General features: G+C 68.1%; 22 protein-coding genes. 5 read left to right on the top strand and 17 right to left on the bottom strand.

Annotated features, from left to right (window positions below; all coding sequences use genetic code 11):
• Positions 1–16: 16 nt before the first annotated feature.
• On the top strand, positions 17–670 hold the full coding sequence (locus ACSZL9_RS17855; RefSeq protein ID WP_446666866.1) for a VOC family protein: 654 nt from the start codon (positions 17–19) through the stop codon (positions 668–670).
• A 72-nt stretch (positions 671–742) separates the two neighbouring features.
• Here ACSZL9_RS17855 and ACSZL9_RS17850 read toward each other — a convergent pair whose 3' ends face one another.
• From ACSZL9_RS17850 to ACSZL9_RS17825, 6 genes are all read right to left on the bottom strand, one after another.
• Entirely contained in the window at positions 743–958 is a 216-nt protein-coding gene (locus ACSZL9_RS17850; RefSeq protein WP_446666865.1) for a heavy-metal-associated domain-containing protein, read from the bottom strand.
• A 32-nt stretch (positions 959–990) separates the two neighbouring features.
• A complete protein-coding gene (locus ACSZL9_RS17845) occupies positions 991–1,272 on the bottom strand; it encodes a metal-sensitive transcriptional regulator (RefSeq protein WP_446666927.1) in 282 nt (93 codons plus the stop codon).
• Between the two features lie 255 nt (positions 1,273–1,527).
• Entirely contained in the window at positions 1,528–2,286 is a 759-nt protein-coding gene (locus ACSZL9_RS17840; protein ID WP_446666864.1) for a ribonuclease domain-containing protein, read from the bottom strand.
• Between the two features lie 177 nt (positions 2,287–2,463).
• Complete coding sequence (gene purB / locus ACSZL9_RS17835; RefSeq protein WP_446666863.1) at positions 2,464–3,879, bottom strand: adenylosuccinate lyase; 1,416 nt, start codon at positions 3,877–3,879, stop codon at positions 2,464–2,466.
• A 91-nt stretch (positions 3,880–3,970) separates the two neighbouring features.
• On the bottom strand, positions 3,971–4,930 hold the full coding sequence (locus tag ACSZL9_RS17830) for an FAD-dependent monooxygenase (protein ID WP_446666862.1): 960 nt from the start codon (positions 4,928–4,930) through the stop codon (positions 3,971–3,973).
• Entirely contained in the window at positions 4,927–5,742 is an 816-nt protein-coding gene (locus ACSZL9_RS17825; protein WP_446666861.1) for a VOC family protein, read from the bottom strand. The genes ACSZL9_RS17830 and ACSZL9_RS17825 overlap by 4 nt, the downstream gene beginning before the upstream one ends.
• A gap of 180 nt (positions 5,743–5,922) precedes the next feature.
• Between ACSZL9_RS17825 and ACSZL9_RS17820 the strand changes: the two genes are divergently transcribed.
• A complete protein-coding gene (locus ACSZL9_RS17820; protein WP_446666860.1) occupies positions 5,923–6,306 on the top strand; it encodes a hypothetical protein in 384 nt (127 codons plus the stop codon).
• Between the two features lie 83 nt (positions 6,307–6,389).
• Here ACSZL9_RS17820 and ACSZL9_RS17815 read toward each other — a convergent pair whose 3' ends face one another.
• Genes ACSZL9_RS17815 through galT form a run of 3 tightly spaced genes read right to left on the bottom strand, consistent with a single transcriptional unit; the run spans position 6,390 to position 9,277 of the window.
• A complete protein-coding gene (locus tag ACSZL9_RS17815; RefSeq protein WP_446666859.1) occupies positions 6,390–6,896 on the bottom strand; it encodes a low molecular weight protein-tyrosine-phosphatase in 507 nt (168 codons plus the stop codon).
• A gap of 15 nt (positions 6,897–6,911) precedes the next feature.
• Positions 6,912–8,099: a galactokinase gene (gene galK / locus ACSZL9_RS17810; protein ID WP_446666858.1), complete on the bottom strand. Its 1,188-nt coding sequence runs from the start codon at positions 8,097–8,099 to the stop codon at positions 6,912–6,914.
• A complete protein-coding gene (gene galT / locus ACSZL9_RS17805; RefSeq protein ID WP_446666857.1) occupies positions 8,096–9,277 on the bottom strand; it encodes a galactose-1-phosphate uridylyltransferase in 1,182 nt (393 codons plus the stop codon). The genes galK and galT overlap by 4 nt, the downstream gene beginning before the upstream one ends.
• A gap of 134 nt (positions 9,278–9,411) precedes the next feature.
• On the opposite strand from galT, the gene ACSZL9_RS17800 reads away from it, so the two are divergent.
• On the top strand, positions 9,412–10,338 hold the full coding sequence (locus ACSZL9_RS17800; protein ID WP_446666856.1) for a ketopantoate reductase family protein: 927 nt from the start codon (positions 9,412–9,414) through the stop codon (positions 10,336–10,338).
• A gap of 94 nt (positions 10,339–10,432) precedes the next feature.
• Here ACSZL9_RS17800 and ACSZL9_RS17795 read toward each other — a convergent pair whose 3' ends face one another.
• On the bottom strand, positions 10,433–11,056 hold the full coding sequence (locus ACSZL9_RS17795; RefSeq protein WP_446666855.1) for a DUF4282 domain-containing protein: 624 nt from the start codon (positions 11,054–11,056) through the stop codon (positions 10,433–10,435).
• A gap of 207 nt (positions 11,057–11,263) precedes the next feature.
• Between ACSZL9_RS17795 and ACSZL9_RS17790 the strand changes: the two genes are divergently transcribed.
• Both ACSZL9_RS17790 and ACSZL9_RS17785 read left to right on the top strand, forming a co-directional pair.
• Positions 11,264–11,896: a TetR/AcrR family transcriptional regulator gene (locus ACSZL9_RS17790; protein ID WP_446666854.1), complete on the top strand. Its 633-nt coding sequence runs from the start codon at positions 11,264–11,266 to the stop codon at positions 11,894–11,896.
• Positions 11,897–11,972: 76 nt separating this feature from the next.
• Positions 11,973–14,288 carry an MMPL family transporter gene (locus ACSZL9_RS17785; protein ID WP_446666853.1) on the top strand — a complete coding sequence of 772 codons (2,316 nt, stop codon included), beginning with the start codon at positions 11,973–11,975 and terminating at the stop codon, positions 14,286–14,288.
• Between the two features lie 541 nt (positions 14,289–14,829).
• On the opposite strand, the gene ACSZL9_RS17780 is transcribed toward ACSZL9_RS17785, so the two are convergent.
• The 7 genes from ACSZL9_RS17780 to ACSZL9_RS17750 form a co-directional block, all read right to left on the bottom strand.
• Positions 14,830–16,263, bottom strand: a complete 1,434-nt coding sequence (locus ACSZL9_RS17780) for a DUF222 domain-containing protein (protein WP_446666852.1) — start codon at positions 16,261–16,263, stop codon at positions 14,830–14,832.
• A gap of 55 nt (positions 16,264–16,318) precedes the next feature.
• Positions 16,319–16,459: a type II toxin-antitoxin system PemK/MazF family toxin gene (locus tag ACSZL9_RS17775; RefSeq protein ID WP_446666926.1), complete on the bottom strand. Its 141-nt coding sequence runs from the start codon at positions 16,457–16,459 to the stop codon at positions 16,319–16,321.
• Between the two features lie 79 nt (positions 16,460–16,538).
• A complete protein-coding gene (locus tag ACSZL9_RS17770; protein ID WP_446666851.1) occupies positions 16,539–17,408 on the bottom strand; it encodes a hypothetical protein in 870 nt (289 codons plus the stop codon).
• A gap of 139 nt (positions 17,409–17,547) precedes the next feature.
• Positions 17,548–20,358, bottom strand: coding sequence for an alkaline phosphatase family protein (locus ACSZL9_RS17765; protein WP_446666850.1), 2,811 nt, complete (start codon positions 20,356–20,358; stop codon positions 17,548–17,550).
• Between the two features lie 11 nt (positions 20,359–20,369).
• Positions 20,370–21,755 (bottom strand): ABC transporter permease, encoded by a 1,386-nt coding sequence (locus ACSZL9_RS17760; protein ID WP_446666849.1) that lies wholly within the window; start codon positions 21,753–21,755, stop codon positions 20,370–20,372.
• A gap of 89 nt (positions 21,756–21,844) precedes the next feature.
• Complete coding sequence (locus tag ACSZL9_RS17755; RefSeq protein ID WP_446666848.1) at positions 21,845–22,804, bottom strand: ABC transporter ATP-binding protein; 960 nt, start codon at positions 22,802–22,804, stop codon at positions 21,845–21,847.
• A gap of 246 nt (positions 22,805–23,050) precedes the next feature.
• On the bottom strand, positions 23,051–23,875 hold the full coding sequence (locus tag ACSZL9_RS17750) for a hypothetical protein (RefSeq protein WP_446666847.1): 825 nt from the start codon (positions 23,873–23,875) through the stop codon (positions 23,051–23,053).
• Between the last annotated feature and the right edge of the window lie 22 nt (positions 23,876–23,897).

Below are 23,897 nucleotides of genomic sequence, written 5' to 3'. Positions count from 1 at the left end.
GTGGCACGATCGGTTCATGCGAGTTGATCACCTGGTTTTTGCCGCTGAGCCCGACGGAATGATCGCCACTGCGAAGCGCCTCGGGGATCAGCTCGGGGTCGAGCCGGTCGACGGGGGACTGCACCCTCGCTTCGGCACCCGCAACTCGATCATTCCCCTCAACGACCGCCGGTTCATCGAGGTCGTGGAGGTCCTGGACCACCCCGCCTCGGACAAGGCGCCGTTCGGTCAGGCCGTCCGCGCCTGCTCCGCCTCCGGTGGCGGCTGGCTCGGCTGGGTCGTCGAGGTCGAGGACATGTCGATCGCCGAGCGGCTGCTGGGCCGCAGCGCGGTCCCGGGCAACCGGCACCGCCCGGACGGGGTCGAGATCTGCTGGAAGCAGATCGGCATTCGCGGCCTGATCGCCGACCCGCAGGTCCCCTTCTTCATCGAGTGGCCCGAGGGGCAGGATCACCCGTCCACCGAGGGCACCACCAACGCTGCGCTGACCGGCCTGCAGATCGCCGGTTCCCCGGACCGCGTGCGTGAGTGGCTGGGCCTGGTCGGCGAGCCGGGCGTGGACCGTGAGGAGTGGGAGCCGGAGATCCACTTCGACTTCGCCGCGCTGCACGGCACACCGGGTCTGATGTCGGTGCAGTTCCAGACCGCGAGCGGTCCGGTCAGCATCTGAGCGAATAGTCTCAGCACGACGAAGCGGGCATCGGCAGTGCCGATGCCCGCTCGCTGTTGTTGCCGGTGCGGCTCAGCGCACCACGTCGTAGCCGGCCTCGTCGACTGCGGCGTCGACGACGGCCGGGTCGAGATCGCCGGCGCTGGTGATGCGCACCGGTGAGTCGCCGCCCTCGTGCAGGTCGATCTGCACGTCGCTCACCCCGTCGATCGTCTTCAGCTCTTCGGTGACCGCGGCTACGCAGTGTCCGCACGTCATACCGTGCACGGTGATGTCGGTCTGAGTCATGTTCTCTCGCTCCTTAGGTGAGGTTTCGGGGGTCAGCTGCGCACCAGGCGGGCGATCGCGTCGGATGCTTCGCGCACCTTGGCGTTCGCGGCCTCGTCGGACTCTCGGGCTGCGTCGACGACGCAATGCCCGACGTGGTCCTCCAACAGTCCGAGGCTGACGGTCTGCAGCGCCTTGGTCACCGCGCTGACCTGGGTCAGCACGTCGATGCAGTAGGTGTCCTCCTCGACCATCCGCTGGATGCCGCGCACCTGTCCTTCGATGCGCCGCAGTCGCTTGAGGTAGTCGTCCTTGCTGCCGGTGTAGCCGACCATGTGTCCCTCCAGGGTGTTGCTGCTCGAGCGGGGCGGCCAGGTGTTGCTGCGCGTGGTGCGCGGTGCGGCCACCCGCACCGCCGCCGGTCCCCCATGTTTCCAACACAATACCCCATGGGGGTATTCCTTCGGGCGTCGCGCGTGCGTAGGTCTCCCCAGTGTCGGGGTGTGTGCGGGTGTGCCGGCCGGGGGCGTGCGCGAGTCTCCCCAGTGTCGGGGCGTGTGCGGGTATGCCGGCCCGGACGGCGCTCGCAATCAGTTCACGGCGAGCTTGCAGAAGGTCGAGTAGTCGTTGGCCGTGTAGTACCAGGCAGCCGGGCTCGTGGTCGACGTGCCACCGGTGACGATGCGTCGCGAGCCGCGGGTGTCGTCACCGGGGGTCGGCACCGTGTAGAGGTGGTAGTAGCCGGTGTCCTCGGCCGGCAGTTGACCCTCGCGGTTCTCGTAGACAGTGCCGTCCTGCGAGTAGGGGAAGGGCCCGTCGTCCTTGATCAGCTGCTCGGTGTCGGCGACCTCGTCAGGCACGGAGGACGCGTCGCAGTCGGGCACGCCACCGGGGTCGCCGCCGCCGTTGATGCCGGTGATCTTGCAGAACGACGAGTAGTGGTCGCCGGTGTAATACCAGACCGGCGGGCTGGTCAGCGGGCTGCCGCCGGTCACGATGCGCCGAGTGCCACGGTTATCCGAACCCGGTGTGATCACTGTGTATTCGTGGTAGTAGCCGCTGTCCTCGGCGGGCAGGATGCCTTCCCTGTTGTCGAAGACGACGCCGTCATTGTCCGGGTAGGGGAAGGGGCCGCCCTCCTGGATGAGGTTCGCCGTGTCGGTCGCCTGCGTCGGCAGCGACGACAGTGCGCAGTCCGGTATGTCGGCTGCCGCGGCCGTGAATGCAGACCCGCTGACGGCATACGTCGGCGCGGCGTGCGCGATGGTCGGGGTGGCGGCGATGCCTGCACCTGCGACGAGGGAGGCAGCGGCGACGGCGAATCCGAAACGAGGGGTAAGAATTTTCATCCTGCGACCCTGCCAATGGTAAGAATCCCGCAGGTGACTGTGCGGTCAGTGTTTCGTCAGAAGTTGGTCAAGCCCGGGACCTCGAAACGCTCGTTCCTCGCTCCTCGGCCACCTTGCACTCGAGGTGGCCGAGGAGTCCGTGAGGAACGAGCGGACGTCTCGAGGCCTCCTCCCTGTTCAGTCCTCTTGCAGGAACTTCACCAGCTGCGGGGCCAGGCCGACATACGTGGCCGGGGTCATGGTGAGGAAGCGCTGCTCGACCTCCGCGGGCAGTCCGAGGCCGCGGACGAACTCCCGCAGGTCGGCCTCGGTGATCCGGCGACCGCGGGTGAGCTCCTTGAGGCGCTCGTAGGGCTGCTCCATCCCCGGAACCCCTTGTGCGCCAAGGGCTCTCATCGCGGACTGGATCGGCTCGCCGAGCACTTCCCAGTTGGCGTCGAGGTCGGCGGCCATCTTGTCCGGCGCCGCGTCGAGCCCGGCGAGGCCGCGGGAGACGTTGTCGATCGCCAGCAGCGAGTGGCCGTATGCCGTGCCGATGTTGCGCTGCATGGATGAGTCCGTCAGGTCGCGCTGCATCCGCGAGGTGACCAATGTGCTCGCCAGCACATTGAGCAGGCCGTTGCTGACCTCGAGGTTGGCCTCGGCGTTCTCGAAGCGGATCGGGTTGACCTTGTGCGGCATCGTGCTCGATCCGACGGTCCCCTGACCGCGGGACTGGGCGAAGTAGCCCATCGAGATGTAGGTCCACACGTCGGTCGCGAGGTTGTGCAGGATGGCGTTGAAGCGGGCGATGTCGCTGTAGACCTCGGCCTGCCAGTCGTGACTCTCGATCTGCGTGGTCAGCGGATTCCACTGCAGGCCAAGGGATTCCACGAAGGCCCCGGACAGCGACACCCAGTCGGTCTCGGGCACGGCTGCGGTGTGCGCGCCATACGTGCCGGTGGCGCCGTTGATCTTGCCGAGGTACTCCGCGCCCTCGATCCGTCGCAGTTGACGCCGCAACCGGTGCGCCAGGACCGCCAGCTCCTTGCCCATCGTGGTGGGCGTCGCGGGCTGCCCGTGCGTGTGCGCCAGCAGCGGCACGTCGGCGAGTTCGGTTGCCATTGCGGCGATCTGGTCAACCAGGGCAGTCGCCTTGGGTAGCCAGACGGCACGCGTCGCGCCCTGCACCATCAGGGCGTAGGACAGGTTGTTGATGTCCTCGCTGGTGCAGGCGAAGTGGATCAGCTCGGCCAGTCCCGAGGCGTCGTCCGCGCCGACGATCTGCGGGAGCCGCCGCTTCAGGTAATACTCGACGGCCTTGACGTCGTGCACGGTCTCACGCTCGATGTCGGCCAGCTCGGCGATGTCTGCAGTGTCGAATTGTGCTGGTATGTCGCGCAGTCCGGCGATCTCACCCTCGGTCAGCGCGCGGACGCCCGGCACGGCGTTGTTGGCGGTCAGGTGGATCAGCCACTCGACCTCGACGTGCACCCGCTCGCGGTTGAGCGCGGCCTCGGAGAGGTGGTCGACCAGCGGGGCGACAGCGGCCCGGTAACGCCCGTCCAGGGCGCCGAGCGCGATGGGCGGGTTGGCATCAGCAAGCGAACGCATGCGGCGATTGTCCCAGAGTGGCGCGGGCGCCCGTGCCGCGCGTCCGGCAGCGAGCGCAGGGAGAAACTCCAGGGAGAACTTCGTGGGTTCGTTACGGGATGGCCAGAGCGGTGCGCATCATCGCGGACGACCCGAGCCGTGCGGCCTGGGTGGCCGGCACGCGCCTTGCTTGCCAGCGGCGCAGGTCGGCGCCGGAGTTCAGCGTGGCAGCGAGCGTCGCCGCATCCACGATCGCGCTGCACGCGCCACGCCCGAGGTTGGGCAGCATCGCGTGCGCGGCATCACCGATGACGGCATACCGGCCGTGCACATAGCGACGCATAGGCGGCGTCACCCACAGCGCGGTCGCGAGCGTGTCCGGTCCGGCGTTGTCGAGCAGGCGTCGGGCCACCGGCGCCGCGGTGACGAACCGCTCACGGGCCTCGTCCAGGACCTGGCTGACTTCGAAGGGTTCGACCAGCGCACTGCGGTGGGTGGTGAACCAATAGGTCCGCTCGTCCGCGATCGGCACGACACCGGCTAGGAGCCCGCCACCCCAGTATTCGCCGACCTCGTCGGGCTGCGGTGCGCCGCAACGGATTCCACGCAGTGCAACGTATGGCGTGGCCACTCGGTCGGCGGCCCTCGCGTCGACCAGGCCACGGACACGGCTGCGCACACCGTCCGCGCCGATCACCAGGTCGGCGTCGAGTGAGGACGGGTCGGTGACCTCGTCGGTGACGCGGGTGACCGATGTGGGGACGGCGCCTTCCAGTGCCGCCAGCAGCGTCGGCCGATCGACCATCACCGGGCCGGGTCCGCGTGCGGTGACCAGGCGCCGGCCGTCGATGCGGTGCAACGACCCGGCGGTGGGCCGGAACGACACGTCCGGCAGCGCGCCGAGTCCCTGCAAGACCTTGCGTGCCGCACCCCACATGCCCAGTGCGCTCCCGCTCACCGAACGCTCTGGCTGTGCCTCGCGGACGGTCACCTCGAAGCGCTGCGGGTCCAGTGCGGCGGCGAGGGTGAGCCCGGCGATGCCGCCACCGACGATCGTGACGCGCCGCGTCACGACGACGGTGGTGAGTCGTCGGTGTCGTTGTCCGCCGGGCTGTCCGTGTCGTCCATCGCGATGACGGTGAAGATCTCACCGTGCTGTCCCTGCAGCAGCGCTTCCGGGCCGAAGGGCGTGTCCGTGGTCATCAGGATCGCGGCGCCGAGCTCCTGGGCGATCTGCGCCGACGAGTCGCGGTCCGCGACGGCGAAGTGCACCAGCCACGACGGCGGTGCATCGTCCGGCAGCTGCTCCGCCTGATGTATGCCGGCAACGGTCTCCCCGGTCGGGAGCTTCGCAACGGCGTAGTCACTGCCCCGGTCGTCGTAGGTGTAACCGAAAACGTTGGCGTAGAACGCTTTCGAGCCTTCGAGGTCACGCGTCATCAGGTCGTTCCAGGCGACTGCGCCGGGTTCGTTGACCAGGCCGAAGCCGATCAGGCCGGTGCCTTGCCAGAGGCCGAAGAAGGCGCCGGCCTGATCGGCGCAGTAGGCGGACCGGCCGACACCCTCGATGTCGATGACCTCGGTGAGCACCCGGCCGCCCGCCTCCGTCACCGCCGCACAGGTTGCCGCGATGTCGTCGCTGGCGAAGTAGGTCGTCCAGAACGGGGGTGCGTCGGTGCCGTTCTTGTGCTCGAGGCCGGCCGTCGGCAGGTCGTCCTTGCGGCATACGCGGTAGTCGGCGTGCTCGTCGTCGCGCTGGACGTCCCAGCCGAAGAGCTTCTCGTAGAAGTCCTGGGCGTGGTGCATGCCTCGGTGGGCGGGCTCGAAGGCGCAGTCGACCCAGCACGGTGTGCCGGCGGGCCAGGGCGAAGTGCGAGTGCTCATGTCGTGGAGCCTAGATGCATCGGAGGGCGGCCTGCCATCGAGATCTCGGCCGGTGCCACGTCCAGAGCTGCACGTGGGCGGTCAGGATTTTGCCAAGGTTTCACCAACGACCGGTTCCGGGGGCGCTGCTCGCCATACCGTGTCTGCATGATGAAGGACAGCGTGGGGAGGTGTCCGCAGATGACTGCTGATCCGAGTGACTCGATTGCGTTCCGTGCGGCGCGGGAGACTGCCAAGGCGATGCTCGGGGATCCCGCGGCGCTGCACTGGCTGATGCAGGTCGTGGAGGTGAAGTTGCGCGCCGGTGAGGGGACCGCCGTCGCGACCCACGTGCACCTCGACATTGCCGAGGCGATCGTCGAGGCGCACGTCGAGGAGTTGCTGGAGCCGGGGCTGAGCGACGACCGTCGCGCCCAGTTGTTGGCCGACCCGCGCTGCCTGCTGGTGGTTGCGACCTTGTATTACGTCACGATGCCGACGTGCCCGGTGCAGGGCACCGTCGACGAGTTGGAGATCCTGCGCTGGGCGACCGACGTCGTCCGCTATGACATGCCGGTCGGCTGAGGCCACCCCACGAAGTTCTCCTCCGCTTCGCTCCCCCGATACTTCGCGGGGACCCCGGCTCTCTCCAGCGATATTTCGCCGGGTCAGGCCCCGAGCTGGTCGCGCAACTCGGCGACCACCCCGCGACAGGCCGCCTCGACCTCGTCGCGGCAGCGGTCGAAATCGGTGGCGTTGCCGAAGTAGGGGTCGTCCAGCTCCAACTCGCCGGCCGCCATCGCGTCGGCATCGAACTCTCGCACCAGTCGCGTCTCGGCGGTCGCGTCCACTTCGTCGCGCAGCTGCAGCAGGTCGTGCAGGTGACCGCGGTCGGCGGCCAGGATCAGGTCGCGGGAGGTCAGGTCGGCCGCCTCGAACTGGCGCGCCCGGTGGGCGCTGCCGTCATAACCACCGCGGCTGAGCGCTGCGATGGTGCGTGGGTCGGCGCCCTGGCCGACGTGCCAGTCGCCGATGCCGGCGGAGTCCACGGTGACCTGATCGCCCAGGCCGGCCTCGTCGAGCATTGACCGGAGGATGACTTCTCCCATCGGGGAGCGGCAGATGTTGCCCGAGCACACGAAGCAGACGGTGTAGGGCGCGGTGGAAGCACTCATCACACCGACCCTACGTCACCGGATCCGGTCCGCGCCCCCGCTCGCGACAGCCCGGAAGATCGCAGGGGTCGGGTGCTCACGGTCGGCGGCCGCGCGGACGCAGGCACGGGCGACGGACTCGGCCTCGTCCTGGTCGACCAGTGCGATCACACAGCCGCCGAAACCGCCACCGGTCATCCGCGCCCCGTGCGCTCCTGCCGCCACGGCCGCTTCCTGCAGTGTGTCGACGGTGGGCACGGTGATCTCGTAGTCGTCACGCATCGATGCGTGAGATGCGTTGAGCAGCGGGCCGATTCGGCGCGGGTCGTCCCCGGCGAGCAGCAGCTTGCCGGCCTCCTCCACGCGAGCGGAGTCGGTCACCACGTGACGTGCACGACGGCGCAACAGCGGAGGCAGCTTGTCCAGCGTGGTGGCCAGGCTCTCGAGCGGCACGTCGCGCAACTCCCGCACCCCGAGCCGCAGGGCGGCCTCCTGGGAAGACTGCCGCCGCTCGGCATATTCGCCGTCGGCGTGTGAGTGCTCGGTGCGTGAGTCGATGACCAGCAGGGTGAGTCCCGCTGTGGGCAGGTCGAAGGGCACCTGGGTGATCGTCACCGCGCGGGTGTCGATCTGCATCGCGTGGCCCTCCTGCCCGCAGACCGATGCCAGCTGGTCCATCAGACCGGTCGGCGCACCGGCGATCTTGTTCTCGGCGTCCCGCCCCAGATCGGCGACCGTCTGCTCGTCGAGCCCCCAGCCGAGCAGGTCCGACCAGGCGCGCGCGATGACGCAGGAGAGCGCAGCAGATGACGAAAGGCCTGCACCCACAGGGACATTCGAGTCGAGCGCGATGTCGAGGCCGGTCGTCGGCAGGTCGCGTTGCGCGGCGGCCCACCCCACGCCCACGACGTATGCCGCCCAGCCGTAGTCACCACCCTCGGTGACGTCGGTGAGGTCCACGCTGACCGCGGCGCCGTCGTTCATCGAGGTCGAAGCGACCCGCACCAGCGAGTCATCGCGGCGGTGGACCGCTGCCACCGTGTGCTGCGCGAGCGCGATGGGCAGCACGAATCCGCCGTTGTAGTCGGTGTGTTCGCCGACCACGTTGACCCGGCCAGGTGCGGCCCACACGCCGTCGGGTTCGGCGTCATACAACTGGCGGAAGCGGTCGACCAGTTCGTCGAAGTCGACCGAATCCGGCGTCCGAATCACGCTGTCGCTCATGCGTTTGCGTCCCGCAGTCGCTGCGCCACGTCCTCGGGGAGCCCGTCGTTGACGAAGGCCCCCTGCCCCGACTCGGAGCCGGCGAGATACTTCACCTTGCCTTCGGCGCGGCGGATCGAATACAGCTCCAGGTGCAGCCACGCCACGTCGCGGTGCGACGACGCCGGAGCCTGCTGCCAGGCCGCGATGTAAGGGGTCGGCTCGTCATACAACCTGTCGAAGCGCTGCAGCACGTCGAGGTAGATCTGCACAAACCCGTCGCGTGCGGCGTCGTCGAGTGCGGGGATGTCGGGCACCTGCCGCTTGGGGTAGAAGTGCACCTCGATCGGCCAGCGCGCGGCGAACGGCACGAACGCGATCCACTCCGTGTTTTCCGCGACAACCCTTGTGCCTGCTGCGGATTCGCTGGCGATGATGTCGCCGAACAAGCTCTGCCCGTGCTCGTCGAGGTAGGCCTGCGCGTGCTCCAGCTCGGTCGCCGCCCGCGGCGGGACGAACGGGTAGGCGTAGATCTGTCCGTGCGGGTGCTGCAGGGTGACGCCGATCTCCTTGCCGCGATTTTCGAAGGGGAAGACGTGCTCGACCCCGTCCATCGCGTTGAGGTCGGTCGTGCGGTCGGCCCACGTGTCGACGACCAGCCGGGCCTGCGCCGGTGCCAGCTGCGCGAACGACGAGTTGTGGTCGCTGGTGAAGCACACCACCTCGCAGCGCCCGCGCCCGGCGCGCATCTGCTGAAGCCGCCCAGACTGCTGGTCGAGTGGCCGGGGGAGCGAGTCGGGGTCCCCGCGAAGTATCGGAGCGAGGGACGAGCGGAGAACTTCGTGGGGTGACGGAGCGGAGGAGGCTGTATCGAGACCGAGGTCCAACTCCGCGCTCAACTCGTATGACGGGAAACGGTTCTCGAACGCCACGACCTGATACTCCGATGACGGCACCTCGGACAGGTGGTCGCGCGACGGGCACAGCGGGCACTGGTCGGCCGGCGGCATGTAGGTGCGACTCTGCCGGTGCGACGCGACGGCGATCCACTCGCCGGTCAGCGGGTCGAGCCGCAGTTGCGAGCCGGTGACCGTCGTGGGCAGATCGCGCTCATCCGGGACGGCGGTCCGGTCGGTGCCGTCGGCGTCGTACCAAAGGATCTGGCGGCCGTCGGCCAGACGTCCCTCCGTGCGCTCCATCGGGTCTCCCCATCACGTAGTTGAACGTTTGAAAATGTTCAAGTCTGTTGTATCACGGTCCTGCCAGTGTCCCGGAATCACGGCGCCAGCGCCACGGTTGACCGGAAGGGATTCGGATCGGACGAAGGAAACACATGCGGATCGCAGTGATCGGGGCCGGCGGCGTCGGCGGCTACTTCGGCGCACAGCTGGCAGCGGCCGGCCACGAGGTGATCTTCGTGGCGCGCGGCCGACAGCTCGCGGCGCTGCGGCAGGACGGGCTGACCGTCCTCAGCGAGCACCGCCCGGTGCGGCTGCCGTCGGTCGAGGCGACCGACGCGATCCGGGAGATCGGCGAGGTCGATCTGGCGCTCGTCGCGGTGAAACTCGGCGAGACCGAGAACATCGCGCGCGAGCTTGCCCAGCTGCCCGGCGCAGCGCCGGCGGTGCTCTCCCTGCAGAACGGCGTGCAGAAGGACGAGATCCTCCGCGGTCAGCTGGCGGACGCGGAGATCCTCGGCGGCCTGTGCTACATCGCCGCCGCCATCGAGGAGCCTGGCGTCATACGACACAACGGGGCGATGGCCCGCGTCGTTTTCGGCGCGTATGACGGCCGGTCCACCGGCAGCGTGCCGGCGATCCGCCAGGCGTTCGCCGACGCGGACGTCGAGGTCGAGGTGAGTGACGACATCGAGGCCGACCTGTGGCGCAAGTTCGTCTTCCTCGTCGCGCTCTCCTCGGTGACCAGCGCGACCCGGCAGCCGGTCGGAGTGCTGCGCGCGCACGAGCCGACCCGTCGTCTGCTGACCGAGGTGATGACCGAAGCCGTGGCGGTCGCGCACGCGCGCGACGTCCGACTGCCGGCGGACTACGTCGACGGGCAGCTGGCGTTCATCGACACGCTCCCGGAGACGATGAGCTCGTCCATGTTTCACGACCTCACCCACGGCAATCCGCTCGAGCTGCCCTGGCTCGGTGGAGGGGTCGTCGCGATGGGTGAGGCGGCCGGCGTGCCGACCCCGGTGACCCGGGTGCTCGCCGCGGTGCTCGCGCCGTACCAAGCGGGCGGCACACCTGCCTGACCGGCTCGCCCGACATACACACACTGGCCAGACACATGAGAGCGGCCGCACCCGATCGGGTGCGGCCGCTTCATCGCTTGTATGGCGGAGTGGTTCAGCTCTTGTTGCGCTGCGCGATGCGCGCGACGTTGATCGCCAGCTCCAGCGCGAGGCGCACGATCGCGACGATCACGATCAGCCACACCAGGTCCGAGATCGTGTGCATGATCCCGGCGAAGGTGCTCATGTTCTTGACGTCCTGGCCGCCGAAGTCCTGGCTGCCGAAGTTGTAGGTCAGGCTGCTGATGAAGTTCAGGACCGCCCAGATGATCACGCCCAGGAAGGTCAGGCTGGCGATCTTCTCGGTCAGCGACTTCTTGAACTGCAGGTCGGAGAAGAGGTCCCCGACGCCTTCGCCCGCACCGGACACGACCTGACCGGCATCGGAGCCGAACTGCTGGCCGGCGTGCTGTGCCTGCGAGGCGAAGCCACCCTGCTGTGCGTGCTGTCCCTGGCCGGCCTGCTGCTGGTCACCCGGCTGGCCGTAACCCTGCGGCGCCTGGGGGCCGCTCTGCGGCTGGCCGTATGCCGGCTGCGGCTGCTGACCGTAGTCCGGCTGCTGCGGCTGGCTCTGGCCGTAACCCTGACCCAGGCTCTGTCCCTGGTAGCCCTGGCCGCCCTGCGGGGCACCCTGCCCCTGCTGATCGTTGTTCCACGAGCCACCTGTGGGCGTCGACATACGTTCCCTCCTCAAGTCGTTCAGGCCCCTACCCGGCGCCCGCTGTCGCCCTCCATCCAACCTGGTGAGCGGCGACGCGTCCAACGTACCCACCGCCGCGGGCCGAATCGGGCATCGCGGCCGCCGTGATCCGCCGCATCGGGGTGCGACGCAGATCACATCCGACGAATTTGCACTTTCGGTATCAAAAGGGCAAAAATTGGCGACGTGCTACAGACGACTTCCCCGGACACCACATCGCAGCTGCGCATCGCTGTGCCGATGTCCGAGAAGCGAGCGCGGACGACATACGCCATCACCCGAGCCGCACGCGAACTCGCGGCCGACAAGGGGTATGACGAGTTCACGCTCGACGAGCTGGCCGCGAAGGCGGGCGTCTCCCGGCGCACGCTGTTCAACTACTTCGACGGCAAGCTCGAGGCAACGCTCGGCGGTGGCCCGCAGCTGACCCAGGACGACATCGACACGTTTCTCGCCGGCGGCCCTACGGGGGAGTTCGTCGACGACGTGGGCGCGTTGGCGCTGGGTGTGCTGCGAGCCACCGCGGAGGTCCCGCTCGACCGGGACGACTGGGCACTCGGGCAGCGGTGCTTCCGCGTCAACCCCAAGCTGATCCTCGCCGCCCAGGAGCAGTTCGAAGGCTTCGCCGAAGGAATCGTCGAGTTGCTCGCCCAGCGCGCCGGACGGTCGACCGACGACGTCGAGCTGCATCTGCTGCTCGGTGCGCTCGCGGTGACCTTCAAGATCTCGCTGGACCGCTTCAGCGAGAGCGCCGACGGGCGTGACATCGCCGACATCTTCCTGGACAACCTGCGCACGCTGCGCAGATTGCTGCGCTGACGCCCGGCGTCGCAGCTGCGACATACCCACCGACCCACCACAAACCCACGCCCGACCCACCCATCGAAGGATCTTCATGGCTTCCTTGCTCTATCGACTCGGCCACGCGGCCTATCGCCGCTGGCCGATCTTCATCGCCGCCTGGGCGGTCGTGCTGGTCGGCTTCGGCGCCGTCGCGGTCGGCGTCAGCAAGCCGATGGTCGACAAGTTCAGCATTCCCGGCATCCCGTCGCTGCAGGCCCAGTCGATGCAGCAGAAACTCTTCCCGGGCACCGGTGACGTGCAGGACCAGGCGGCCGCGACAGTGGTCGTCTCCGCGCCGAAGGGGCACACCCTGCAGGAGGCGAAGTACAAGAACGCGGTCAACGACCTCATCACGGACCTGAAGAAGGTCCCGCAGATGCCGACCGACCCCAAGGCCCAGCCGATGAACCCGGTCGTGGCCGCCAAGGCGCAGAGCGGGCAGATCCTGAAGCAGGCCGGCGACAGCCCTCAGCAGCAGGCCGCCGCGAAGAAGAACGCGCAGGCGGTGTCACCGCTGTCCAAGGACGGCCGCACCGGCACGATCACCTGGAACTTCAAGGTCGACACCGTCGCTGACGTCAAGGCCAGCACCCAGGACGACGTGATCAAGACACTCGACGGCGCTCGTGCGGACGGGCTGCGCGCCGAGGTCAACGGGTCCGGCATGCAGGCGATGCCGGAGACCGGCGGCAAGAGCGAACTGCTCGGCGTCCTCGTCGCGGCATTCGTCCTGTTCATCACCTTCGGGTCACTGGTCGCAGCAGGTATGCCGATCATCTCCGCGGGTGTCGGCGTGCTGATGGGTGAGCTCGCGATCCAGTTCGCCACCGGCTTCACCACCATCGGCACCACGACACCGATCCTGGCCACGATGATCGGGCTCGCGGTCGGCATCGACTACACGTTGTTCATCCTGGCGCGCTACCGCACGGAGCTTCGGGAGACCGACGATCGGGCGCACGCTGCCGGGTTGGCAGTCGGAAAGGCAGGCAGCGCAGTCGTTTTCGCCGGCCTGACGGTGCTGATCGCACTGTGTGCGCTGTCGGTCGTCGGCATTCCGTTCCTGACCTCGATGGGTCTTGCCGCGGCCGGCTCGGTCTTCTTCGCGGTGTGTGTCGCGCTCACCCTGCTGCCGGCCGTGCTCGGCATGCTGAAGACCAAGGCCTTCGGCGGGCAGCTGCGCAAGTGGCAGGACAAGATCGCCGAGGACGGCAAGGCCACCAACAACGGTGTCCGCTGGGCGAAGCTCGTCGGCAAGAAGCCGGCCATCGTGGTCGCGCTGGTCGTCGTCGTGCTGGGCGCCCTCGCGTTGCCGATGAAGAGCCTGCACCTGGCGCTGCCCAGCGACTCCACCGCCGCGAAGACCACGACGCAGCGGCAGGCGGCCGACATGATCACCGAGGCGTTCGGCGCCGGCCGGCAGGCACCGCTGCTGACGGTCGTCGACGGCAGCAAGATCTCCGGCGAGCAGCAGCGTATGGCGGCATACGGCCAGGTCATGGGCTGGGCCGGTAGTCAGAAGGACGTGGTGAATGCGCAGATCGTCGCGGTCAACCAGGACAAGACCGGCGCGCAGATCCTGATCACCCCCCAGGGCGGGGCGGACGATCAGTCCACCCTCGACCTGCTGGACACGCTGCGTGACGGGCAGTCCGCGATCGAGACCAAGACGGACACCACGGTGGGTGTCACGGGCACGACCGCGGTGCAGACCGACGTGTCGACCCAGCTGACCGACGCACTGCCGAAGTACCTCGCGGTCGTCATCGGCCTGGCGTTCATCCTGCTGATGATCGTCTTCCGGTCGATCCTGGTGCCGCTGACCGCCACACTCGGCTTCCTGTTGTCGGTGCTGGCGACCCTGGGTGCCACGGTGGAGATCTTCCAGAAGGGCACGTTCGGTCTGGTCGAGGGCGCACCGATCGTCAGCTTCATGCCGATCATCCTGATCGGGATCGTCTTCGGTCTGGCGATGGACTATCAGGTCTTCCTGGTGACGCGAATGCGTGAGTCCTACGTGCACGGCGCGTCGGCGCGCGAGGCGATCGTGGACGGCTTCCGGCATGGTGCCCGGGTCGTGGCCGCCGCTGCGACGATCATGATCTCGGTCTTCGCCGCGTTCATGCTGCAGGACAACAGCCTGATCCAGTCGATGGGCTTCGCGCTCGCGGCGGCAGTCTTCTTCGACGCGTTCATCGTCCGCATGGTGCTGATCCCGGCGATCATGTATCTGCTGGGCGACAAGGCGTGGTGGCTGCCGAAGTGGCTGGACAAGATCCTGCCGCGGGTCGACGTCGAGGGTGAGGGGCTGGCCGAGCAGCTCGCGACCCGTTCGACCGAGCGGGAGGAGGCGCTGGCCGGCGCCTGAGCCTTCGCGGCATACCCGTAGCGGCATACGGAAGCGGCCCGGTGAGCATCACGCTCACCGGGCCGTGTCTGAGGAGCCAAGCGACCGAGTTGTCGGTACTACCGCCGATGGCTACGTCATCGACGACGGCAACTCTCTTCGGTGGCGCTTGAACAGAAGGCGGCTACGCAAGTTTGCTCATGTGGTGGCAGTTTCGGCGGATTCGGCGAGCGATTGTGGGAACCGATGGGATTCGCCCGCCGGGGGCCTCGAAGATCACGCCGTGGGGCGACATCGATTACGTCCAGACTCCCGGCAGGTTTGCTTCAACGACTGCGGTGGGGTTGGCCGACCACAGCGTCTTCGATACTGGTTTTCCCGCGTCATGTGCCGAGAGGATCGCAGCAATCGGTGGCAAGCCGATGGTTCCCGCCCCGCGAGCCAAGCCACCGCCCGCTCCCGCACATCGACGTCGCCGCGAGCCCACAATCGAAGAGCGTGCACAAGCCCTACGAGAGCGCAACGCGGAACTGCTGCGTGACGTACGGCGGCCACACAATGACTAGTTGGTCCAGTGTCTCCAGGTGATGTCGATGAGGGTTCGTTCGACGTGTGACCTGGTGGGTGGTGGCATCCCGGGTGGTGCGGGTGGTCGGCTGGTTGCGGTGAGAGTGCCGGCGCTGGTGGTGGTTTCGCCGGCGTGACCGGTGGTGTGGTGGTCGGGGTGTTCCTCGGCGTAGTTGCATCGTTCGCAGAGGCCTTGGCCGTTGCGTTCGCTGGTGGGTCCGCCGTTTGCGTGGGATCGGATGTGGTCGGTGTGCCGGATCGGTGCCGTGCAGAACGGGGTGCGGCAGGTCTGGTCGCGCAGCTTGATGAATGCGGCCAACAGACCTCGGTAGGTGCGGGCTCGGGACTCCATGCCGACCAGGTCGCCGGTGTCGGGGAAGGCGAAGATGCGTCGCACCTGGACTGCGAGGTCGGGGTCGGTCAACCACTGGCGGGCGAGGTCGGCCGGGATCGGGCCGTATCCGGGCAGATAGGCGGGCACGTCGCCGGTCAGGGTGTCCAGGGGCATCAGCAGGTTGACCCGTATCTGCGGCTTCGGTGAGCCCTTCGGACTCCTCGGTGAGGCGGTCGTTGCCGGCGATCCGGACCCGTCAGACGCCTCAGGCGATGCAGGTGCAGCAGCAGCGGGCGGATTCTCTGTGCCGGCAGGCGCGTCCGTGTTTGCAGTCTGGCCGCCGGTGCCCCGTCCGGTGACGCGGGCGACGAGAGCGTCGGCCATGAGTTGCCCGCGCGGATGCTCCGGCGTCGCGGCGGCGTCGGCGAAGGCCGACAGCGCTGCGAAGCAGGCGACGCCGTCCTTGACGGGTAGTAGTGCGCTGAGCCGGGTCATGCAGTCCGGTGCCGGGCGCAGGCTGACGCGGCGTTCGGACTCGGCACGCGCCCGTCGCGCGGTGACCGCGGCCGGGTCGGTTTGGTAGGCGTGCTTCCTTGCTTCGGCCTCCAAGCGTTGGTGACTGACCGTGCCGAGTTGGTCGGCGACCGCAGCGTCCACGGTGGCGCGGTCCGCACGGGTCAAGCAGGCTGTCTCGCGACACAGCATGGTCGCGTCCCACTCGGTGATCACTCCGGCGGTCAGTGCCGCCTGAGTGTGTGGCATCTCGTCCACAATGGCGTGCGCGAGCCCGAGCAACCGGGATCCCAGGTGCGGGGCGCATCGTCGGGCGAGCGCGATCTGCGAGCCGACATGTCGGGCGGTGTCGGCCTTGGAGATCCCGCGCGGCACATCACGTGCTGACTGACTTTCGTGCACGGCCACGGCGAGGCGGGCCTGCCGAGCGGCCACGGCGTTCTTCAGCTCCTCGCACGCCCGCAACTCCGCCAGTAGGTCACCATCGGTGACAGGGCCGTCGAGTCGGTCGCGGAAGGCATTCACTGCAGGTGCGTCGAGGGCGCCATCGCCCCCTGTCGCGTCCTGTAGTATATCGTCCATGTGTTCGAGTATTTCATGAATCATATTGTTGCGCAACGCTTTTCGTGCACCAGTGTTATCCACATCCCCTTCGTGTGACCACCTTTGTCCACAAGTTGGCGCGACCATTACTCACGATCACTGCCGGTCGTAGGTTGTTGGCTTCGCTGCCGCGGGCAGGGTCCAGGTCGACCAAGCGGATTTCTCCGCGCAGCATCGGCGAGCCCGTCGGCCCGGCATACAGAAGCGGCCCGGTGAGCATCACGCTCACCGGGCCGCTTGTTTTCGTGCTGGGTTTACTTGACCGTCTTGGGGTCGATGGCGCCGGCCGGGGCCGACACGCTCGGCTGGGTGTTCCAGCCGTCGGCGGTCACTTCGCCCTCGTCGCTCTGGTCGGCGGGCGGCAGCAGGCGCAGGAAGTCCTTGCTGTCGGCGGCGAACGTGACGCTCCCGCCGTCCGAGCCCTCATCGGTGAGCACGTAGACGTCCTTGCCCTTGTAGCTGGACTTCTCGGTCTTCGACTTCTCCAAGTCACTGTCGCTGATGTTGTCCTCGCCCAGCACGCTGTCGAGGAAGGACTTGATCGTGACGCTGGACAGCTTCGCCTTGGTCGAGGGCGGCGCGATGACCCACTTGTCGGCAACCTTCGCCGCGATCGTCGGCTGCACCTTGCCCGCAGTGGTCCAGAACTGCTTGTTCGCCTTGACGTACGTCTTGTTGGAGACGGTGCGGAAGGTCGCCGAGCCCTGGCCCTCCTGGGCGATGGTGGCTTCCTGGTTGCTGCCGTCGACCGTGCCCTTGATGTCGACGGTCTCGAACCCGGCGTCCTGCTTGATCCGGGCGTGCAGGTGCGCCGACTTCGCCTTGCGGTATGCCGCACGCGACTGGTGCATCAGCGTCTTGCCGTCGGGCACACCGGCCTGGTTGCTGCTGTCGGAGGTCGCTGCGGAGGACTGCGACGACTCGCCCGAGCTGCCCGAGCCCGGCGTCGGCTCACCGGAGGCGATCGAACCGGACTGCGCCGGCCCGCTGGTCGCCGCCGACTGCTTCGGGGTGTCCGACGGGGAGCCGCTGCCACCGTTGCTGGAGCTGGAGCCGCACGCGGCGAGGGTCAGGCCGAGCGCCGCGGCGACGGAGAGCTGGGAGATTCGTGTGACAGTTCGCATAGCACTAAACGTACGGGAATGCAGGTGAGTCCGAATAATCCGCCCACGACCTGGAAAGTGGCGGCCCCAGGGGCTCGACGACCGCAAAAGTGACGGCCCCGGACGGCTGAGCCGTCCGGGGCCGTGATGGTGCGGTGCCTCAGTCGTCCTCGGCTGCAGCAGGTATGCCGCCGCCGGGCACGTCGTTCGGCGCGTAGAACCTGCTGTCACCCGGGTAGGGCTTGGACCAGTTGTGGTCCTGATACCAGGTCCAGCGGTTCATCTGGTCGGGGCTGGCGTAGTCCGGACGTGCCAGCGGGCCGGTGAAGTGCTGGTTCTGGGCCCACTTGTTCCACTTCTTCGCCAGGGCCCGCTTCGCCGCCGGCACCGTGGTGCGCTTGGCGGCCGCTGCGTTGACCTTCTTGGCCTCGGCGCCCTTCTTGCCCAGGGTGTCCAGGCCACACGACGGCGTGTCCTCGATGCCTTCGGTGAGCGGCACCTGGTTGTCGACCGCGTTGTATGGCGTGGTGTCGGCCTTGTTCGTGAAGGCGTCATACATCGGTGTGGCAGCCGCCAGCTTCTGGTTCAGCGGCTGCGCGCCGAGGATCTGCTGGATGGTGCGCACGATGTTCAGCTGCGAGTAGTAGCTGCTGACGACGGCGCCGTGCTTGGCCCACGGGCTGATGACCTGCACCGGTGCGCGGTGCCCGTCGACGTGGTCGGCGCCGTTCTGGCTGTCGTCCTCCACGACGAAGATCGCCGAGTCCTTCCAATACTTGCTGTGCGAGATGGTGTCGACGATCCGGCCGACCGCGAGGTCGTTGTCGGCCACCTGCGCGCGCGGATCCACCGGACCGCCGGTGTGGTCGCTGGACAGCCACATCATGTTCAGCCCGGCCGGGCCGTTCTTGGCGAAGTTCTGCTTCCAGATCTGGTAGCGGTAGAGGTCGGGGATGCTGGTGTCGAAGGGCGGCGAGGTCGGGTTGGTGATCGCGTTCAGTGACGGGATCACCGAGCCGTAGTTGCCCTTCAGCGCCGGGGTCGTCAGCTGCCCCGCGTCGCCGCCGGCCTGCACGGACTTGGCCGCGCAGTAGTACTGCTGCCAGGTGGAGTTCTCCGGCTTGCCCTCGGTGTAGATGAACTCACCGAAGTTCTTCGCGGACTTGCCCGCCGACTGCACCGAGGTCCACAGGAAGCCGGAGCGCTGGTGGCCCAGGACGTCCTGCTCGGTGTCGTAGCTGCGGGTGTATTCGCCGGCGCTGGACTCGGTGTATTCGGGGTTGTCGCCCTGCATCATCCAGTTGTGGCCCTCGGCCGAGTTGGTGCCGATGTCGTAGACGTTGTCGTAGAGCCCGAACTGGCCGGCGAGCTTGTGCTGGTTCGGCGTGACGTTCTTGCCGAACTGCGCCAGGCCCTTGTCGCCGTTGCCCTTCTTCATGTCGCCATACACCTGGTCGTAGGTGCGGTTCTCCTTGACCAGCAGGAAGACGTGCTTGATCGTCGACGGGTCACCGACCCGCTTCGGGACCGGGACTGCGGCGCTGCGGGCGCCGCGTGCCTGCTTGACGGTGTTCTTGTCCCAGGCGTTCTGCGCGAAGACCTTGTTGGTGTTCTTCGTGATCTGCTTGTCGCCGGGCAGCGTGAAGCGGGTGAAGGATCCGGTCGTGCTGTGCGTGCCGTGCCCGACGGCGGGCTCGGTGCCGGGCCCCTTGTCGAAGGTGAGCTCCGGGCCGCGCGCGTCGACGCCCCGGGTGTTGGTCACCACGATCTTGCCCCTCACGTTGGCGATCGCGGCCGGGTAGTAGTCGGTCGGCAGCAGGCCGATGTAGCGCGCCGGCTCCTTGGGGTCCTTGGCGACGCGGTAGACCGCGACGGCATTCGCGCGGCCCAGCGTGACCAGCAACCGCTGGCCGACCTTGGTGATCCCGGTCGGTGCATACCCGGTCGTGGAGGATGCCCACGGCTGGGTGTTGATGGTCTGCACGACCTTGTTCTTGGCCGTGTCCACGACCGACACGGTGTCGCTGTTGGTGTTGGCGACATACAGCGTCTTGCCGGCGCGGTAGAGGTCGGTCGGGTGCAGGCCGACGGTGATCTGGTCCGGCTTCGCGTCCGGGTCCTTGGCGTCGATCACGCTCAGCGTGCCGGTGGTCGAGGTGCCCTTGTAGCCGTCGGCCGGGACGTCCGTGCCGTATGACGTCATGGTGGAGTCACCGCCACCGGCCCGGCGTCCGCCCTCGTTGCTGACGTAGAGCGTGTTGCCAATCGTCAGGATCTGGCGGGGCGCGATGCCGACGTCCCAGGTCTTGGTCACCTTGTCGGTCTCGGGGTCGACCGCGACCACGGTGTTCTGACCGTTGAGCGGGACGTAGAGGGTGTTGCCGTCCGCGGAGTAAGCCGCCTTGCCCGGCAGCGCGGACAACTCGTCGACCTTGGGGAAGGCGACGGTCGTCGGCTTGCCGAGGGCGCCGTTGGAGTAGACCGGGAACTTGGTCAGTCCGTCCTTCTGCGGCAGCCAGAGGGTCTTGCCGTCCGGCGACCAGGTCGGGCCCTCCTGGCCGACCGAGACGTCGGTGATCTTCTGGTTGGCGTCCGTGGTCTTGCCCACGCGCCATACGACCTTGTAGCTCTTCAGATCCACGATCTGCAGCGCGATGCTCTTGTCGGTGCTGGTCGCGGCGACATACCGCCCGTCCGGGCTGACCGTGGAGCCCATGTACTTGCCCTCGTCGGTCACCAGGCGCTTGCCGATCGGCTTGATGTACTGGTTGTCCGAGACCAGCTGACCGTTCTTGTATGTCGCGCCGACCTGGTGGTCGCCGAACGGTCCGGAGGGTGCGGCGGCTGCGATGCCGCCGGTGGCCACGGTGAGGACCGCGGCCCCGGCGATGGCGATGCGGAACTTCCGGTGGGTCCGTTCCTTGTGGGTCGACGGGGTTGCTGCACTGCGACGGCGTCGCGTGACCTGCATGACGGTGCCTCTCACTTCGGGGTGGACAGCAGGTCGACGTTGGCGTCGAACTGCCACAGGGGGTTGGGCGCATCGCCATCCGGTGTGCGCACGAGGAAGTAGCCGTTGACCTGCTTGGGGCCGTCGCCGTCGGCCATGAAGCGACCGTCGGGGTGCAGGTCCAGCTGATAGATCGCCCGGCCGACCGCGGTGGACCCGGGCAGCCGCCAGCTGACCACGCAGCGCCAGTCGTTGCCGGCGCCTTCGGGGGTCCGGCTGCCACCGCCGCGGTTGCAGGCGGCGGAGGTTCGCAGCTGCTGCTCGGTGACGGCCGGCCGGTGCAGTTGCGTGGTCTGCAGGCGGTAGAGGTGGGCGAAAGCCGTTGCGACAGAACGGTTCACCTTTGCCTGGGTGATGCCGCTGTCGGTCACCGAGCTGAATGGCGCGATCGCGGCGATGCCGAGGACCAGCAGCGCGGCGATCGGCGTCAGGCCGATGGTGATAGCCCGGCGACCGGCGGTGTCGTGACCGTTGCCGCTGAAGTCGCGGCGCACGAAGACCGTGTAGGCCAGCGCTGTCGCGGCAACCGCCCAGACCAGGCTGACGACGACGCCGACGAGGATCGGCCCCAGTTGCGCCGGCTCGGTGAACAGGCCGTTCCAGGACAGGAATGCCGAGCCCGGCAGCGCCAGTCGGACGGCGACGGGCAGCGGCAGCATCAGCGCCAGTTGCATGGCGAACGCGACGACCGCGGGCAGCAGCAGGCCCATCGGCGAGCGGCCGAAGAGCACCGACCCGAGCAGGCCGAGGCCGGCCAGCGCGAGGGTCGGGGCGAGCACGCAGGCCCACGCGAGCGCGACCCGGACGGCGGCCTCGCCGGCGGACAGCGTGTGTCCGTCCAGGCCGATGAGCGGGTTGTTGCCGACGACGAGGACACCGGCGACCGAGCTGGAGATCGCCAGCCCGGCGATCATCGCCAGCAGGACGGTCAGACTGGACAGCCCCTTCGCGGCGAAGATCCGCCCGGGTGAACGCACCGCGACCAGCAGGTGCCGCCAGGTGCCGAGGCGGTCCTCGGAGGTGAAGATGTCACCTGCGACGACCGACGTGAGCAGCGGCAGTGCCCAAGTGCCGGAGAAGCCGAGCGTCACCAGCGGTCCCGCCCACCCGGTCGTGTCCATCCAGCGGCCGAAGAGCGTGTCGACCGGCAGGCTGCTCTGTTGGCTGACGCCCGCGACGAACAATGCGGGTGCGATCCAGCAGGCGGCGACCAGCACACGGATTCGCCACTGGGACAACAGTTTTGCCACTTCGAAGCGGTAGACACGCCCGACCGGTGTGGGTCGGGCTGTCGGTGCCGCAGTGGTCGGCGGGGTGGGTGTGGGGGCGTCGGTCGTGGTCGCCGGTGCGGCGGTCATCGCGGGCAGACTCCTGAGTCGGGGGTGGTGAGGCAGGGGTGGTCACACGGGGCGTGACAGTGGTGGTGACGGTTGTGCGACCGGTCTGGCTAGTGGTCGGTGAGCTTGAGGAAGGCGGCTTCCAGCGGGGACATGACCGGGGTCAGTTCGCGCACGGCGATCCCGTCGTGGATCAGCCGGGAGACCAGGTCGTCCAGCGCAGCGGGGTTCGCAGCGCCGAGCACGAGCGGTCGGGCCGGCTGCTCGGTGGCCGCGTCGGGCGTCATACCGGACGGTTCGCGCAGGTGTATGCCGTTGGCAGTGCCCGCGATTCGGCGTGCGCCGTCGGGATCGGGTGTGACCAGGCGGTAGTCGAGTGCGTCGTTCTCCGCAGCCAGTTTCGCGAGCGACCCGGTGAAGCCGATGCGACCGGCGGTCAGGATGGTGACCTCGCTGCAGAGCGCCTCGATGTCGTCCATCCGATGGCTCGACAGGATGACCGTCGTGCCTCTGGCAGCCAGTCTGGTGAGCACGTCGTGCACCTGCCGTTTCCCAGCAGGGTCAAGGCCGTTCGCGGGTTCGTCGAGCACCAGCAGGCGTGGTTCGGACAGGACTGCAGCGGCCAGGCCGAGGCGCTGGCGCATGCCGAGGGAGAAGCCGCGGACCCGGTCGTCGGCGACCTCGGCGAGGCCGACCGTCTCCAGGATCTGCTCGACCGCGGCGGCATCGGGTGCTGCGCCGCCGAGTGTCAGCGAGGAGGTGAGGTTCTGCCGGGCGGTCAGCGTCGGATAGAGCCCGGGCCCGTCCAGGAAGCCGGCAACACCGGCCGGCACCGCTCGCGTCTGCCCGAGCGGATGGCCCAGGACCTCCCCCTCGCCGCTGGTGGGAGCGGTGAGTCCGAGGAGCAGGCCGAGCAGTGTCGTCTTCCCGGCGCCGTTGGGCCCGACGAGACCGTGGACCTGGCCGGCAGGGACGTCGAGATCGACGCCGTCGAGGGCGATGACATCGCCGAAAACCTTGCTGATGGAGCGGATTCGGATCGCGAGGGGACTCGCGGAGGGTGTGGACATTTCCCCGTCTCTTCGGTCGGTTGCATACCGAACCTAGGGATCACAGGCACACCGGGAGCAGACATGGATTGAACGTTCCGCGAAGCGCAGGCCACGACGTGAGTTGGCCGAGCAACCTGAGGTGGCCGAGGAGTCGGGGGAGCGAAGCGGAGGAGGCGTCTCGAGGTCACGTTTCGACAAGCTCAACGACCTTGGGGAGCTCAACAAGCTCAACGACCTTGGGGAGCGCAACGACCTCACGCCGGGTCAGGTGTCGCGGCCGGGGCCGTCGGTGCCGCCCGGACCGGAGGAATGCCCCGGGAAGGTGATGTATCCCTTGGGCACGTCGACATGACTCTGGGCGTTCCAGCCGTCGAACTTGGCGTTGCCGTCCTCGCCGTCATCGGAGGTGCCGGAGACTTCGGCGACGTTGTGGGTGTCGTCGGCCAGCACCTTGAACGTGTTGACGTCGGAGTCGGAGTCGTCGCCCTCGGCGACGAAGAGTTGCTTGTCGCCGTCGGTTGCGCGACTGGTCCGCATGCTCGCCAGGTCGCTGTCGGACAGTGCGCTGTCACCCAGCATCGAGTCCAGCAGATGGCGGATCGTCAATCGGCTGACGCTGTTGCTGGTGGTCGATCGCTGGGGAGCGAGCACCCACTTGTCGGCCAGCAGCGCGGCCGTCGTGTCGTCCGACTTGGTCGCCGACTCCCAGAAGTCCTGGTTGCCCTTGATGTAGTACTTCTCGTCGACCGTACGCAGCTTCGCGTCACCGCCGACCGGGTCCTGCACCGACAGCTCCTGGTTGCTGCCGTCCATGGTGCCGCGGATGTCGATCGTCTGGGTCTGGCCGTCCTCGGAGATCGTCGCGTGCATGTGAGCGGTCTTGGCCGAGCGGTATGCCGACCGGGCGTCATCCGCGAGAGCCTTGGCGTCGGGGACCGGGGCGTTGGTGTCGACGCTGACGTTGGAGGGGCCGGAGCCGCTCGCCGACGGAGGGGTCACCGTGACCTGGTCGCTGGACCCGCACGCAACCACCACCGGGCTGAGTGCGATGACCAGTGCGCAGGCGCTGAAACGTGTGACGGTCCCCATCCCTCAAGGGTAATGGGCGGCT

Source organism: Flexivirga sp. B27, assembly GCF_052905685.1.
Note: the sequence above shows the minus strand (reverse complement) of the source record. Positions and strands in the feature narration are given on the sequence as shown.